Source organism: Microcoleus sp. Pol12B4 (assembly GCF_036701385.1).
Classification (GTDB): Bacteria; Cyanobacteriota; Cyanobacteriia; order Cyanobacteriales; family Microcoleaceae; genus Microcoleus.
Window position 1 is genome coordinate 1 of record NZ_JAUBQR010000177.1, and the last position, 13,811, is coordinate 13,811.

12 protein-coding genes are annotated in these 13,811 nt (G+C 45.8%); 7 read left to right on the forward strand and 5 right to left on the reverse strand.

The genetic code is table 11. From position 1 onward, the window contains the following. Positions 1–49 precede the first annotated feature (49 nt). On the reverse strand, positions 50–1,201 hold the full coding sequence (locus QUA38_RS21380) for a tetratricopeptide repeat protein (protein WP_333165300.1): 1,152 nt from the start codon (positions 1,199–1,201) through the stop codon (positions 50–52). Positions 1,202–1,371: 170 nt separating this feature from the next. On the opposite strand from QUA38_RS21380, the gene QUA38_RS21385 reads away from it, so the two are divergent. From QUA38_RS21385 to QUA38_RS21405, 5 genes are all read left to right on the forward strand, one after another. Then, complete coding sequence (locus QUA38_RS21385; RefSeq protein ID WP_333165301.1) at positions 1,372–1,917, forward strand: hypothetical protein; 546 nt, start codon at positions 1,372–1,374, stop codon at positions 1,915–1,917. Positions 1,918–2,054: 137 nt separating this feature from the next. Next, complete coding sequence (locus QUA38_RS21390) at positions 2,055–2,927, forward strand: ParA family protein (protein WP_333165302.1); 873 nt, start codon at positions 2,055–2,057, stop codon at positions 2,925–2,927. Next, a complete protein-coding gene (locus QUA38_RS21395; RefSeq protein ID WP_333165303.1) occupies positions 2,924–3,370 on the forward strand; it encodes a hypothetical protein in 447 nt (148 codons plus the stop codon). Before QUA38_RS21390 ends, QUA38_RS21395 begins: the two co-directional genes overlap by 4 nt. A 23-nt stretch (positions 3,371–3,393) precedes the next feature. Then, the gene (locus QUA38_RS21400; protein ID WP_333165305.1) at positions 3,394–4,350 is read left to right on the forward strand and encodes a DPP IV N-terminal domain-containing protein; all 957 of its coding nucleotides are present in this window, start codon (positions 3,394–3,396) and stop codon (positions 4,348–4,350) included. An 18-nt stretch (positions 4,351–4,368) separates the two neighbouring features. Continuing rightward, positions 4,369–4,806, forward strand: coding sequence for a hypothetical protein (locus tag QUA38_RS21405; RefSeq protein ID WP_333165308.1), 438 nt, complete (start codon positions 4,369–4,371; stop codon positions 4,804–4,806). 141 nt (positions 4,807–4,947) lie between these two features. On the opposite strand, the gene hpsL is transcribed toward QUA38_RS21405, so the two are convergent. Further along, positions 4,948–6,612 carry a hormogonium polysaccharide biosynthesis protein HpsL gene (gene hpsL, locus QUA38_RS21410; RefSeq protein WP_333165310.1) on the reverse strand — a complete coding sequence of 555 codons (1,665 nt, stop codon included), beginning with the start codon at positions 6,610–6,612 and terminating at the stop codon, positions 4,948–4,950. 426 nt (positions 6,613–7,038) lie between these two features. Between hpsL and QUA38_RS21415 the strand changes: the two genes are divergently transcribed. Continuing rightward, entirely contained in the window at positions 7,039–7,722 is a 684-nt protein-coding gene (locus QUA38_RS21415) for an alpha/beta hydrolase (RefSeq protein WP_333165313.1), read from the forward strand. A 142-nt stretch (positions 7,723–7,864) separates the two neighbouring features. Here the strand turns inward: QUA38_RS21415 and QUA38_RS21420 are convergent, their stop codons facing one another. From QUA38_RS21420 to QUA38_RS21430, 3 genes are all read right to left on the reverse strand, one after another. Then, positions 7,865–8,761 (reverse strand): CoA-binding protein, encoded by an 897-nt coding sequence (locus tag QUA38_RS21420; protein ID WP_333165315.1) that lies wholly within the window; start codon positions 8,759–8,761, stop codon positions 7,865–7,867. A gap of 83 nt (positions 8,762–8,844) precedes the next feature. Then, positions 8,845–10,074 (reverse strand): succinate--CoA ligase subunit beta, encoded by a 1,230-nt coding sequence (locus QUA38_RS21425; RefSeq protein ID WP_333165317.1) that lies wholly within the window; start codon positions 10,072–10,074, stop codon positions 8,845–8,847. A gap of 337 nt (positions 10,075–10,411) precedes the next feature. After that, complete coding sequence (locus tag QUA38_RS21430) at positions 10,412–11,929, reverse strand: glycosyltransferase family 2 protein (RefSeq protein WP_333165323.1); 1,518 nt, start codon at positions 11,927–11,929, stop codon at positions 10,412–10,414. A 246-nt stretch (positions 11,930–12,175) separates the two neighbouring features. Between QUA38_RS21430 and ebsA the strand changes: the two genes are divergently transcribed. Next, positions 12,176–12,550 (forward strand): type IV pilus biogenesis protein EbsA, encoded by a 375-nt coding sequence (gene ebsA / locus QUA38_RS21435; RefSeq protein WP_333165325.1) that lies wholly within the window; start codon positions 12,176–12,178, stop codon positions 12,548–12,550. Positions 12,551–13,811: the final 1,261 nt, after the last annotated feature.

The window sequence follows — 13,811 nt, forward strand, 5'->3', positions numbered from 1 at the left end:
GTCGGGGAGTTTTTCCATTCCTTTATCTAATGTCTATCTCCTCTTCTTGTCAAGGGGGTTGAGCAATTACGAAAAAATCCTCCTCGGCTCTTTGGGAATAGCCCAATTCATAGTGGACAATGCCTCGGTTGTAATAAGCTTCAGCAAAGTCTCGTTTAAGCTCAATTGCCTTGGTGTAATTCTCAAGCGCTTTCTCTTTGTTCCCCAAACGAGAGTGAATAATTCCCAGGTTGTAGAATGTTTTAGGATTCTTAGGATTCAGCCGAGCTGCCTTGATGTAATCTTCAAGCGCTCTTTGTAGATCGTCTAATTCCAAGAAGTAGACATCGCCTCGATTATTCCAAGCAAGGGCATCATCAGGATTTAGTTCAATTGCTTGGGTAAAATCTTTAAGCGCTTCTTCCAGATTGCCTATCTCTACATTATTAACACCTCGGTCATTGTAGGCTTGAGCATAGTCAGGATTTAGTTTAATTGCTCGGGTGTGATCTGCCTGCGCTCCTTGATAATCACCTAATTTAGAAGAAATAATACCCAGGTTATTGTGAAATATTGCACAATCAGGATTGAGCAATATCGCCTCTTTGCAATCCTCAATTGCTCCTGGGTAGTCCCCTAGTTCAGCACGAACAAGAGCCCGGTTATTGTAGGCATTTGCATAATGAGGGTTGAGCTTAATTGCTCGACAGAAATTTTCAATTGCTCCATGAAAATCTCTTTCCTTAGCCTTGTTTATTCCCAGTTTATCGTAATCCTCAGCACATATAGGAGAGTGCGATCGCACCCTCTCCACCAGAGCATCAAGATCACTCTCCCAAACAGAAGGTGTAATCTCAGGCTTATTTTCAACTGAGTTAGATGACCTGGTTTTGTATCCTGCTAGCTCAAGCCAATCGGGGATATCTCTCCAGTTTTTTAGCCTAATGTCTACTTTTCCCTGAGTAAGCTGTTTGACATACAGATACACAGTTGAACTTAGATCGGCTCTCAATCCTCTCTCTTCTTTGTGAAGCTTTTTAGCGATGTCACTAGGACTACAAGCACAAAGCAATCCTCGTAAATGCAGCTTCTCGACTTCTGTAAGTTCCCACTTATGCGGTGCTACTTTTAGCTTGGCATCTGCCAAATCTGTGTACAGCCTTTCTAAATCCCAGTCATTAGCAGCTAGGATAAATTTTTCTTCTGGTGAATTTTGTGCCATTTCTATGGTGTTGTTCAGTTCCTACCAAACAATCCTAACAAACTTCCTAACACTTGTTTGGTAGCCGTCAGAGAAAATTACTAACACTTGTTTGGTAGCTGCCAGAGAAAGTTCTGCGAAGCTAAGGATGTAGTGATTTACTACTCAAAACTTAGCTGACGGAATTAATCATGTACAACAACAATCAGCACAACAAATCTGAATTCTCCCAGCAATTACCCCCGCTTTCCCAAAAACAGGAATACGACTTCCAAACTCAAAAGAAAGTAGGAAAGACAGGAGAGGCGATCGTAGACCAGTGGTTGCAGATTCATGGCTATCGCATTGAGGATGTCTCAGATTTGCCACAGTATCAGAAAGCAGGTATTGACCGCGTACTAATTCGCCCAAACGGTTCAACTGCAACTGCTGAGTACAAGACTGATATAAAAGCCAAGCAAACTGGAAACTTGTTTTTTGAAGCTTGTGACGATTGCAACCGTCCCTGTTGGGGATTGACTTCGCAAGCCGATCTCTGGATATTTTTCATTCCTCAACAGGAGATATTGGTCGTCGAACCGGGTAAATTCAGGTTGTTAGTTTTGCAGCAACAGCCAGAACTCCCGCAGAAAGTAGTACCAAATCGAGGCTACAGTGTAACTGGATTACCTGTTCCATTAGTAAAGGTGCGGAATATTGCTAGTCACGTTTTCAAGTTTCCTGACGTTCTTTTCTAAAAAGAGACTCGCTGTTAATCTGGCGATCGCCTTGAGTAGGCGATCGCCATTATTCGAGTAATAATACTTAGCAAACGCTAATTGGGCGATCGTTATGTTTTAATAAAAATTTGAGCAAAATCCAAACAAAGCCAGCCATGAGTCCTAAATCAATAGCCGTAATCAACTTCAAAGGCGGTGTGGGAAAGACCACCGTCACTTGGAGTCTGGGAAATATTATATCCCAAGGAACCGACTTAGAAGTCTTGATGTTAGACTTAGATCCGCAAATGTCGCTCACAGAGGCGATCGGACTTAACGAAAATACAGGTCATTTAGATGACAAATTTGGTAAGTGGTACGAAAAATCTCTCAAGCATAGACTTACAATTTACGACGCTCTAGAAGTCTTTAAAAAAGCCGGACAGAATTTTAAATTTCCCGTTGGTTTCGACACCATTTATCAGATTGACGAACAGTTGCATTTTGTCCCTTCAGTTGAAGAATTGTATTGGTTGGATATCGATGGATTTGAGGGAAAAAGTGTTAAAGACTTCATCCGCAGATTCATCGGCAAAATCGCCAACTCTGCCAATCTCCCCAAATACGACTTGATGCTTTTTGACTGTTCGCCTTCCTTCAGTCTCCTCACCTACAGCGTACTCTCTTGCTGCGACTTAATATTAATTCCCGTCAATCCCGATTATTTTGGTTCTAGGGGATTGAGTTTAGTTTTAAACTCGCTTCAGAAACGGATTGAGCCTTATCCGTTTCCCAAGATAGCAGTCTTTATGAATAAAGCTAAAACCTATGGAGGATTGCTGACAAATGAAGTTCAGTTTTACATGAGAGAAGTAAAGAGACTTTGCGACGAGATATCAAAAGATAATAACATAGAAGTTAGATTTTTAGAATCGACGATTCGGGAAAGCGTGGGGCTAAAACGGGCGATTAATGAGGGAGAACTGCCGCGAGAATTAGTTAGAGAATTTGAAAAACTATGGCGCGAGTGTGAGGAGTATATGAAATGAGTAAAAAAGAAATTTTGGCGGCTTCCGAACAAGAAAGCGGGGGGTTAGTTGAGGAAATTAGCGAACTTAAGGAAATCTTGCGCGACGTTTCTAGAAAATTAACCCGGCTTGAAACTCAAGTCAAGCGAGGAGTGCTTTCTCCTGTATCAAAAGCTTCGGATATTTCCAGTAGTGCTGATGTTAATAAACCTGCTAATTTAGCAGATGGAAATGTTCTAGAAGTTTATGAAGAACTGCGTTTACAAGCTAAAAATGGTAATGAAGAAGAGGTGAGGCAAAAGTTGTTGGCAATGAGTGCAACTGACTTGAACTTGATGTGTTGCGAGTTAGGGATGCCGCCCAGCAGCAAGAATCCGTCCCGAAAAAAAATGTTCGAGCTAATTATTGGCAGAATTAAACAGAGTTTGAGGCTATCGAGACATATCGACAGACAAACACTTTAAAAATTAGCAGATGAATCTATAAAATGCGTTTTAACTTGCATTTCCCGCTGCGATATGGAACAGCCAAGAGGGCCGTTCCACAAAACCCTGTTCCACAAGAGTTGAAGTTGAGTGTGGTGTGGGCGTCTTGGCCGCCTCTGAAAAGCTTGTGGCAAATTCTGCAACTTTTCAGCTTCCATAAATTATGGTCGATAAGTGCGATCGGCATATTTTCACTAACACTCTTAATCAGCTTGTTTTTGAGCCTTCACAGCCCTCCCCCAACCGCAGCCCAAAAACCAAGGATACTAGCGTTTACCGCCCTTCAGATGCGTGGCAGCGAGAACAGATCCCCTTTATTTGCGGTCAATGCTACCAGTTGGGATCGCCGCGAACTTACACCTAATATAGATGTTATCGCTCCCCTAGTGTGGTCGCCCAACGGCCAGCGACTGGCTTTCGTTGGCGGATACAGCGACATCTATACAGTCAATGCTGACGGTTCTCGACTAACTAAACAGTTTGCTGAGGCTGGTTGCAAAACAGCTAATTTTGAAATAGCTTGGTTTTCCAACAGCCAGAAACTTGTTTTTGCCCGTTCTTGCGAAGGTTTTACCTCTGATGCCCCCGGCAGTCAATCACTTTATACAAGCGACACTTCTGGCATTAAAGGAACTAAATTAGTTCTGGAGTTGGAACTAGGAGGAGAGCCGCCTAAAACGGAAATTTCATCAAATTTTTACCTTTCACCGGACGGCCAGCAGGTAGCATTTGTCAAGGATAAAAATATCTACAAAATGAATGCCGACGGTTCGGGAATGACCAAACTAACTAAAACTCCCGTCGAATATATATCCGAGGGAATTCAACTTGTTTGGTCGCCCGATCGCACCAAAATTGCTTTCCTATTCGGCGCTTATCCGAAACAGCAAATTTACACAATTAATGCCGATGGAAGCAACCTCAAAAATTTGACTAACAACCCGCCAAATGAGGTTTAAAACGGCAAATTGTTGTGGTTGCCCGACAGCAGTCGCATTGCTTACTATTACAATAAACCTGGCGATTCATCAGGCGAACAGCAAGATATTTACCTGCTCGACATTAACCGGGGGATAGCCAAGAACCTCACCCAAAAACCCAGAAACTACGACGAAATTTCTTGGTCGCCGGATGGCAACTTTATTGCCTTCGTCGCCGGAGAGTTCAACAATCAAAAACTATACACAATCAATGCTGACGGGAACCAGCTAAATCAACTAGATCCCCGGCTAAAACCGTCGGGAATTTCAGAATTAGCTTGGTCTAATGACAGCCAGCAAATTGCTTTTATATTTAACGATATCCAAGCAGACAAAAGCAAGTTGTATCTAATTAATCGGGACGGTTCGGCATTGACTAAATTGACAAACGACCAGGATTTGTATGCTAGCACTCCGGTTTGGCAACCGCAGTAAAGTTAAAAGCCCAAATATACTATAGGGTTGGGTTTTAGGACAGATAAACGCAGAAGGGCGGGCTAGATTGGCATTAAGCCGGATCGAAAGCGAGTTACTGAACAAGAAAAAATCCACCAAACTCAACACTCAAAACTATTCTCAAATTGGGGAAGATGCAATAATTTTTTTCTCCTTTAATGGCTGGTGAACTTGCAATTCATTTGACTCAACTTCCTGGTGTTTTTCATCCTGCACCTGTTTATCAATTTTGGGCAACTTTAAAATGACCCCAGCTAAAACCCAATAATACACCGACACTGGATCTACATCCAGCGGATAGTATTGAGTATTGATCGTAATAAATGCAACAAACACCCAAAAACTAGCTCCGTAACTCCGCAAACTTTTGTCCTTGACTGATCGGTAAGCTCTAAAAGTTAGAAAAGCTAAGTGTAAAAGCATCATCTGAAAACTAATCATTCCCGGATAACCTAGTTCGTATATCAACTTAGGTTGGAAAGTTTCAATTAGCTGCGTGGCACCAAATATTCGCGTTGAATTAGTGGCTCGTCCCACACCTCTACCGAGAGGTTTGTCAATGATAAAATTGTTGCTCTGCTCGAACTGATTAAAGAGAAACTGCTGGGGCGGTGCAGCATTCCAGCGGCTAACAAAACTCTCCCAGCGCTGCTCGATAATTCCTGGGTTAATTGCTGCACCGACAAACAGCAGAATTGCCAGTCCTGCACCGATGGGAATAAATCGTTTGAAATTAACTAATTGACCAGTGAGAACTAGCAGGATTGCCGTTGCTACGGGAACCATAACTAAAGCAGCTCTTTGACCGGAAATGACTGCATTGGCAAATACTAAAAACATGGCAAATAAACCGATAACTCGCCACCAGAATGAAGGATCGCAAAAGGCAGCAGCAAAGGTTAAAAAAGCATTAGAAATTAAGAACCACGCCCACTGCCAAGGCGCGACAAAAGTTCCCGGCAAGCGGACAAACTTGACTTCTGGACTGAACACCAAAGAACCACCGACAAAACATCTAGCTTCCAGCGTGGCTTTATATAATTCTGCTCCGGTCATTCCTCTGGTTCCCGCACACTTTCCACTTTGCAGCAACAGGTACTGAATCAAACCGAGAAGGCAGCAAACGATCGCCAAAACGATGTGCATTCGACTAAAAAACACCAAATCCTTCTTAGTGCGGAGCAGATAATAGCTACAAGCAATCAGCGGTATGTAACCTATCAATACTTTTAAGCCGAGAATTCCTTGCAAAATGGGCTTGTCGCCCTTCATAGGGTTGAGCTGCATCTCCCCGTTGACAAAAATTAAAGTCAGCATTGCCATCATCAACAGGATGCTGAAGGTAGAAAGCATTTGTTTGGGAATGAACAGGGGCAACTGTTTCTTTTTGCAGCTTTGAATTAGGGCGATGAGAGCTGGTATGTAGAAAGCATCTTTGGCTACTTGAAATGCAGCATTCCCGCCACCAATTGCATAAGTAATGGTACCGCTGAAAGGCAGGTAAATTAGAAAAGTCCACAAAGCTTGGCGAGGGTATTTGTAGGAAAGCAGCAAAATGCCTGCTGCTGTGCCTCCTGCAATAGCAATCTTAGGGCCGGCTACGAACAACAGGGGGATGCTGAGAGCAACGGTGACTAAGCAGCTTATGGCGATCGCCTGCACTAATTCATTGCGCTTTTCTGAAATTTTGCGTTTTTGTGCAGCTACTTCTTTTTTGCTGAGCGCTGTTGTTTTTTCGCTGTGCTTGTGTTTTGATTTCTTGAATTTGCGCTTGGTTTTCAGCATATAGCAGAAGGAAGAGGGAAAAGGAAAGAGGGAAGAAGGAAGAAGGAGAGAAGAAGGAAGAGGGACTTAGTTGCCTAAGAGAGAAAGAAGAAGCAATCGACCCCTTATGTTTGTGCAATTAATAACCTCCTCCCGTCACGGCAGTTCCTAGAATTTTTATAAGGCAATTATGTTGAAGGTCGAAGACACTCTGATGTAGAATGCTGGAGATGTATAAGGTAGAAGACAGAAGGAATAGAAGCGAAAAGATTTCGGCAGATGTGGTTACTTATTTTTAAAGTCAAGATCGAGAAAAATTATTGGTCGAGATTGTCGGTGTGACGCGGGCACAAATTACACAGGCGACCTTGTAGAATATAACTGCTGCATCTATAATGTACAAAAATGTACAAATCTCGAAAAAATAATTTTAATGTAGCGGTGAATATGAAATTAACAAAATTTGTATCGATCGGCATTGCCCTATTTTTAGGAGCAAGCGGGAGCATATTATCTAGCAGCAGTAGAGCATTAGGGGCAGAAAAAGTGGTCCTCACCTTTGGCCCGATCAGACAAGCCATCAATGTCACCGACTTAGAAGACTTTGCTAAAGACGGCACGACGACGCCAACCCTCCAACAAATTATCCGGTTCTCCAAAATGGACGCGCAAATACTGCGGGGATTCATGGGTTTAGAAATTGGTTTAAAGCCTGCTAATCTGGCGAGGGTAGTTTACAGCACCCCAGGAGAAAAAATTACTGACGACATCGGTCAAGCAATTCGGACTCAGCGCCGCACAGAAAGCGGGAAAGCTTTGCGGGCAGCGGTGATCCTGGCATCCGGGGATGACGGTAAGGTATCGCTGCTGGAAATCCTGAAAAAGTATCCTCTCAACGAGGTTTACGTAGATGTTGCCAGCCTTCGCACCGCTGTTGGGAAAGTTCAGAGTATAGCTGGAACTCTGCGAAGCCTGCTTCAAGATGTGACGAGATCGACAACTCGCACCGAAACTCCGATCGAACCTCGCCGCAGCGTGCAGCCAACAACTCCGCCTCCAGCGCCGCGCCGCGCAGCCCCCTTGCCAGCACCAGCGCCGCAGCCTGTGACGCCGGTCAGAGGGCTTTGGTAAAAAAATTATAAATGTGTCCTAAAGGCGGGTTCAAGTGGCTGTTGTGGCATTCTGCAGACACTTTTGAGACCAAACCCGCCCCGCCCTACCCCTATCCCAACCCCCAAAAGGGTTAGGACTTTTGTGAAAACTCCCAAAGCAATCAATTTTTCTTTAGCAATTTTTTGAGCAACTTAGGAATTTCTGAAGGTCGAGCCGCCACAGGTATGTCCGCCTCTTCAAAGGCAGCCATTTTGTTTGGGGCCTTAACTCCAAAGGCTTTCTGGGCAGCCGCCCGAGAACTGATCAGGATGCCGGCGTGGCCCAAAGACGGCCCTTTGGGAGCGTAGCGGCCGGCCAGATAAGCAACCACGGGTTTATCGATCGCCGAGGCGATGTAAGAAGCAGCAGCTTGTTCACTCCACCCGCCAATTTCCCCCACCAAAACCATCGCTTCCGTACTGTCGTCTTCGTCCAAAATTTGCAGCCACTGCATAAAAGAAGAACCGACAATCGCGTCGCAGCCAATACAAACCGCCATCGACTGTCCCAACCCAGCCTCCGTCAGTTCTAGGGCAACTTCGTAAGTCAAAGTGCTGCTGCGGCTGATCACTCCCACCGGGCCGGGAGTGTAAAATTCCTTGGGGTGAGTTCCCAGCAGCAGTTTGTCGGGCACAATAATCCCCGGACTGTTGGGCCCGATTACCAAAGTTTCCGTGGCTTCTGCTTTTCTGACTAAGTGCACCATATCCAGAGGAGGCACTCCCCCAGTAACGATCGCGATTTGCCGAATTCCTCCGGCGATCGCTTCTAAAGCAGCATCCAGCACCGAGTAAGCGTCTACCAAAATTACCGCAGTGTCAACGTGACCCACTGCCGCCACTGCTTGTTCTACCAAATCAAAAATCGGAATTCCCTCCACTTCCAGCCCCCCCCGACCGGGACTAACACCGGCGACTACATTCGTGCCGTATGCTTTCATCATCAGGGCGGCGCGGGTGGACGCGGGAGATTCTGTAATGCCCTGTACTAGGACTTTGCTTTCAGGAGTTAAATTCATTTTTTCCCACTTGACACTCGATCTGTAAAAAGCAGAAGGCCTTCATCTGTACAGAAATCTCATTTTTTGCCGATCGACTGCCGCTACTTGACGGAGGATACAGAAGCGGCCGCGGCCTCATCCAAAGTGCTAGCTAGCTGCACCGGCCACTGTCCCAAACGCTTTTTAACAGCATCAGCATCGATATCTACCAGCCGGAGCACAACTTGGATATGGCGGTTAGCGCGAGCTTTCCGTTCCAAATAGCCGGCTACTGCAGCGATTATTTCCTCGGTCTTGGAGGCGCTGCCCAAAATATTTACAAGTATCACCTTAACGCTTTTATCCTGAGCGACTAACTCCAGACCCAACTCCACGCGATCGCGCAGGGCATTTGCTGCATCGTAGCGGTCTAGGGAACCAATATTCACGAAATTAGCTGGTTTTCCTCCTTGGTGGGTTACAGCATCTAGAGTTGCCATTGTCAGGCCCACTCCGTTGCACAAAATCGCGATATTCCCGTCTAGTTCGATTAATTGCAGGGATTCGGAATTCGAGATTGAGGATTTAGATTTGGGGTCAAACTCCGGCGACTGCTGAACCTTGGACTGGGAATGGGAGCGATCGCCAGAGGCATGGGGACTTCTTCTTTCCCGTGCCAACCCGCTGCTTTGCTTTTTCCCCGATAGTGCGGCCAAATCTGGATGTCGCCCCAAGGCATCGTCGTTGGCGGTGACTTTACCGTCTAAAGCCATTACCTCTCCCGTCGGGCTGATGCCTAGAGGATTGATTTCTACTAGATCTAAATCTTTTTCGACAAACAGCCGGTACATTTTTTCGACAATGGTGCTCACCGATTGAATCAAGTCTCCCTGCAATCCCATTTTCAGCGTGAGACGCCTTGCGTAGAATGGGGAAAATTCTTGATCTACGGCAACTTGCTGCATTTGCTCGATCGACCCTTCGACATCCATACCTCCTTGGCTCGAACCCAGAAGCACCGGGCGGCGGGCTACGGGGTCTAGGAGTACCGCTAAGTACAATTCTTGGTCGGCGTTGTACTTTGCTTCTGCCAGCAGGACTTGGGGATATTCATCCTCGATCGGCAAATTAAAAATTGTTTGGGCGGCTGCTACTGCATCGATCGTATTTTCGACAAACTTGATACCGCCCGCCCGGCCACGTCCCCCAGCCCGCACTTGCGATTTGAGTACAACTGGGTAGGGAATTTTCAATCCTTTGAGGTCGGCGGGATTGTCAATCCGCTGCGACGGCAAAATCGGAATTGCCATCTGGCGAAATAAAGATTTAGCTTGGTACTCTAACAAATCCATTATCAATTACGGGTGACGGGTAGTTGGCAACAAGCAATTCGTCCTAATTGGCAATTCATAATTAATAGATAGTAATTGGTTTTTTGTCAAGTTAAAAGTTAAAAATTATCGCTTTTATCTTTTAATTTTCGACTTTTGTATTGCCGATTACTTATTCGCTATTGCCGCTCGCCGATTACCTATTACCTAAGCTGTTTCAGAGTGGTTCTTTCTCGAAATTGCCAAATTTTACTCTTAGGATATGGCGGGGAGATATTTGGCGAGCGTTGCTATTTTTTTGCCTCGGAAAATCTTCGGACGTTCGGCGATACTGTGCCTAGATATTTCTGCGAATTTTTTACTTGATGCTATTAGCAGCACCTTGATGGAGGGTTTTGACCCATTTGAGTCGCTTAGGCCGTACCGCAATCCGAGCCGTCACAGTCCCTACCAGCAGCCAGTGGAACATATACACAGTACCCCGCAGCGTTTGCAGCAAGGTGACAAAAACTCTTTTAAAGTCAAATTTGGTCTCTTTGCGAGTGCGGCGCAAACCGACAAACATTCCCACCACCGACAATGTAAGGGTCATAAAAGTTATGGGACTGGCGATCGGCATCCGGCGCAGTGCAATTGACATCACAAAGTCGGGTAGCGCTACTGTGGGTAAGAAATATTGAGATACCCAAAATCCAAATAAATCCCAAGTTTTCCCAGTTCCCATGCGGTTCCGCAAAATTAGCCGCCAGTAGTCAAGATAACGCTGATAGCCACCTTCTGCCCAGCGATTGCGCTGGTGCCACAGAGCGCGAGCGTTAGTGACTCCTTCTTCTGACACGGCCGGGAAAGCGAGAAATTCAATGTCCCATCGGTTTAGGTGCAGCCTCACCGTCAAATCCAGGTCGTCGGTAATCGTCTCCTCGTTCCAGCCTCCGCAGCTTTCCAAGGCGGTGCGGCGCATGAATTGGCCGTTACCGCGCAATTCTCCAATGCCGCCGATCGCAATCCGCTGCTGCTGGAAAAAACTGTCCAGAGCCATTTCTGCTTCTTGGCCACGAGTCCAAAAATTTACCGAAGCATTGGCGATGGCTTTTCTGACTTGCACAGCCCCTACCTTTTCTCCTTGGAACACTGGCAGCACCCGGCGCAGCAGATCCGGCGTTACCGTCGCGTCGGCGTCAAATATTCCGACAAATTCCCCGCGAGTCAGGGGTAACACTTGATTCAGGGCTCCAGACTTCCCGCCGCTGGCATTTGCTCCTCTGCGAAATACTTTGAGCTGGGGGTACTTTTTGGTTAGCTGTTCCAATACTAGCGGCGTGCCGTCGCTGCTGTGATCGTCGATCGCCCAAACTTCGTAGCGGTCGATCGGATAATCTACATTGCAGATGGATTCTACGAATCGGGCAATCACCGCTTCCTCATTTTTCGCTGCCACCAGCAGCGACACGTAAGGCCAATCCTCTCGACTTTCATCGGCAAGAGGTGGCAGTGCGGGCTTGGGCGAAGCAAACAAAACTCGAAATGCTTGCATCCACAGCAGTCCCGTCAACCCCCAGACTACCCACGCACCCCAAGAAATCAAGTGCACGGCGATCGTGCCGGCCCAAATCGCAGTCAGCACTGCGGCGGCTTTTCCGCGGCGTCCCCGGTACAGATTTTGAGGAAAGGAGGGAGTTCCCGGCACAGACACCGCAACCGGGAGATCTGCTTTTGTTTCCGCGTCAAACACCCTGTCGCCAATGTCTGGTATAGCAAATACTTTGCTGAGCTTCGAGTGCGAGGTCAAACTCTTGAGCTCTTCTTGAGCTAAATCAGAGATGTCCAAGTTAAGCTCGCTGCGAGCGTCGTTTTCTGGCCAAGAACTCTCCTGCATAGGTTACTTGATTCAACCACCAATAGTTTTTGATTTTAGATATAAGCATCTACTGTATCAGTTTCTGAGCTTTTGTCGAAAGCGGACGGGAGGACAACTAGCGGGTTCGGTACTTGTACTGCCCTGGTAAACGGGCATTGCATAGAGTATTTGGGTTGACTTTTGCTTGCGATCGACCAGGAATATCTGCTAGTTTTTTCAGGGGATCTAAACTATCTGTTAGTAATAATTGTCTGAGGTGGAAATATGTCTATTCCTCAACTCAAGCCAGCCGATGACAAAGAAGTGAAAGTCTACGCGCCTTTCTGTCAAGAGCCCAGGCGTAAGTTTTTACCGCACGCTATTGGCCTCTACAAGCTCAAAAGCTTGGAGGGGGCAAGAAAAATTGACGGCGGGGACAGCGTGCCGTTTGTCGCTAGTTGGAATATCTCGTCGCTGCCGATCGACTTAACCCGCTGTCGGGTGTTGTTTGACGGCAATGCTGAACTCAGCTACGAAGTGACTATGCAAAGCTCTGAGTTTGTTAGTTGCTTAATTGAGGTTCTCCTGACTTTTCAGCGAACTCGTACCGTCGATTTTTCTAAAACGTTTTACCGCAAGCTGATGCGAATGGATGAATAACTTTCACCGCAGTAGCACTCCCGAAAGTCCGCAATTGACAATCAAGCAATTTAATCCGGGGCCCCCGGATTGATTCGGGGAGTGAGAAAAAAGCTCCGAATCCCGATCGCCAGCCCCCGGATTTATCAGTGGGCTTGCTTTCTTCAATTCTTGAATCTAAAATCTAAAATCTAAAATCGATTGACGGGCGCTATAACTGGCGCACCAATAGTGTAAAGCCACGACGGCAACATTACATGATTGGTGCACCAGCCCTATTTGAGAAGCGGAAAGAGTAAGTGAGTTCTTGGAGCATTCTCAATAATCCCTTTGGGGGTCAGCACTTATCCCCATTCCTCAAGTAAATCTACTGAAGTTTTCAGTTAAGCGTGATACAGATTTCGCGTAGGGACTCAGGCAAAGCCTGAGTCCCTACCTGTATTTCATCCAATTGAAAACTGCTGTATTTGTTGTGGGACAAGCCCGCCTATTTCGGACATTGGTGCTGTGCGAGTACGCGCGACCGAAGCTATCGCCGTTAGGCGAATCGCGCCGTCCGATTTCGTTCAAATTTTGCGACTCGGTAGATGAGAGGAAAGCGCTGTAGATCCGCCCAAGGAAAATCAATCTACAGCCATTGAACTGCGATCGGGCTAGCATCGCAATCAGCCCAAAGGCTGCGGAAATGCCAGCCCACGCCACCAGGCAATTTATGTGTTTAGAAGCTAGAAACCCGATTCTAAGCAGCTTATTACTCGCAGTGTCAACGCTCAGTTTGAACGCGGGCGAGCGCACTAATAATTAATAACTAATAATACATCTCAATATTCAATTATCTGCAAAAATGATGAGACAAGCACCAGGCTTGATTCCTAGAAACTACCTGTAGTATAACAATCCTTGCAGGATCTGTGTTTTTTATTTTACAAAATGGTATTAATATCTAAAATTAACAATAAGAACGGCTAAATTGTTATAATTAAAATCTGTTTATAAAGGAATTATGGGCAATAAATACTGCTCAAAAATGGCTGGTAAAACAAACAATTTCAAAACTGCTTTCCCAAAATAATGTCAAAAAAATGCGAAGACAAGGGTTGCCAATCGGTGAATAAAAGGTTCACTCAAAAAATATAGCTGTGCAAAAGCGGCAAAATCGAGTATAATAACAGGGCGAAATTGAGTCGCAGTTCAGAAATACTGTTGAAAAAACTAAATTTATTGAAATAGACAGGTGCAAATTGAGGATTGAAGGCGTACCCAAATTGACTAAATATTTGCT

Coding starts and splice junctions, on each gene's coding strand:
- QUA38_RS21430 (WP_333165323.1), bottom strand. CDS start 11,929: ATGCAGGAGAGTTCTTGGCCAGAAAACGACGCTCGCAGCGAGCTTAAC.
- QUA38_RS21415 (WP_333165313.1), top strand. CDS start 7,039: ATGAAATTAACAAAATTTGTATCGATCGGCATTGCCCTATTTTTAGGA.
- QUA38_RS21395 (WP_333165303.1), top strand. CDS start 2,924: ATGAGTAAAAAAGAAATTTTGGCGGCTTCCGAACAAGAAAGCGGGGGG.
- QUA38_RS21385 (WP_333165301.1), top strand. CDS start 1,372: ATGTACAACAACAATCAGCACAACAAATCTGAATTCTCCCAGCAATTA.
- QUA38_RS21390 (WP_333165302.1), top strand. CDS start 2,055: ATGAGTCCTAAATCAATAGCCGTAATCAACTTCAAAGGCGGTGTGGGA.
- QUA38_RS21400 (WP_333165305.1), top strand. CDS start 3,394: ATGCGTTTTAACTTGCATTTCCCGCTGCGATATGGAACAGCCAAGAGG.
- QUA38_RS21380 (WP_333165300.1), bottom strand. CDS start 1,201: ATGGCACAAAATTCACCAGAAGAAAAATTTATCCTAGCTGCTAATGAC.
- hpsL (WP_333165310.1), bottom strand. CDS start 6,612: ATGCTGAAAACCAAGCGCAAATTCAAGAAATCAAAACACAAGCACAGC.
- ebsA (WP_333165325.1), top strand. CDS start 12,176: ATGTCTATTCCTCAACTCAAGCCAGCCGATGACAAAGAAGTGAAAGTC.
- QUA38_RS21425 (WP_333165317.1), bottom strand. CDS start 10,074: ATGGATTTGTTAGAGTACCAAGCTAAATCTTTATTTCGCCAGATGGCA.
- QUA38_RS21420 (WP_333165315.1), bottom strand. CDS start 8,761: ATGAATTTAACTCCTGAAAGCAAAGTCCTAGTACAGGGCATTACAGAA.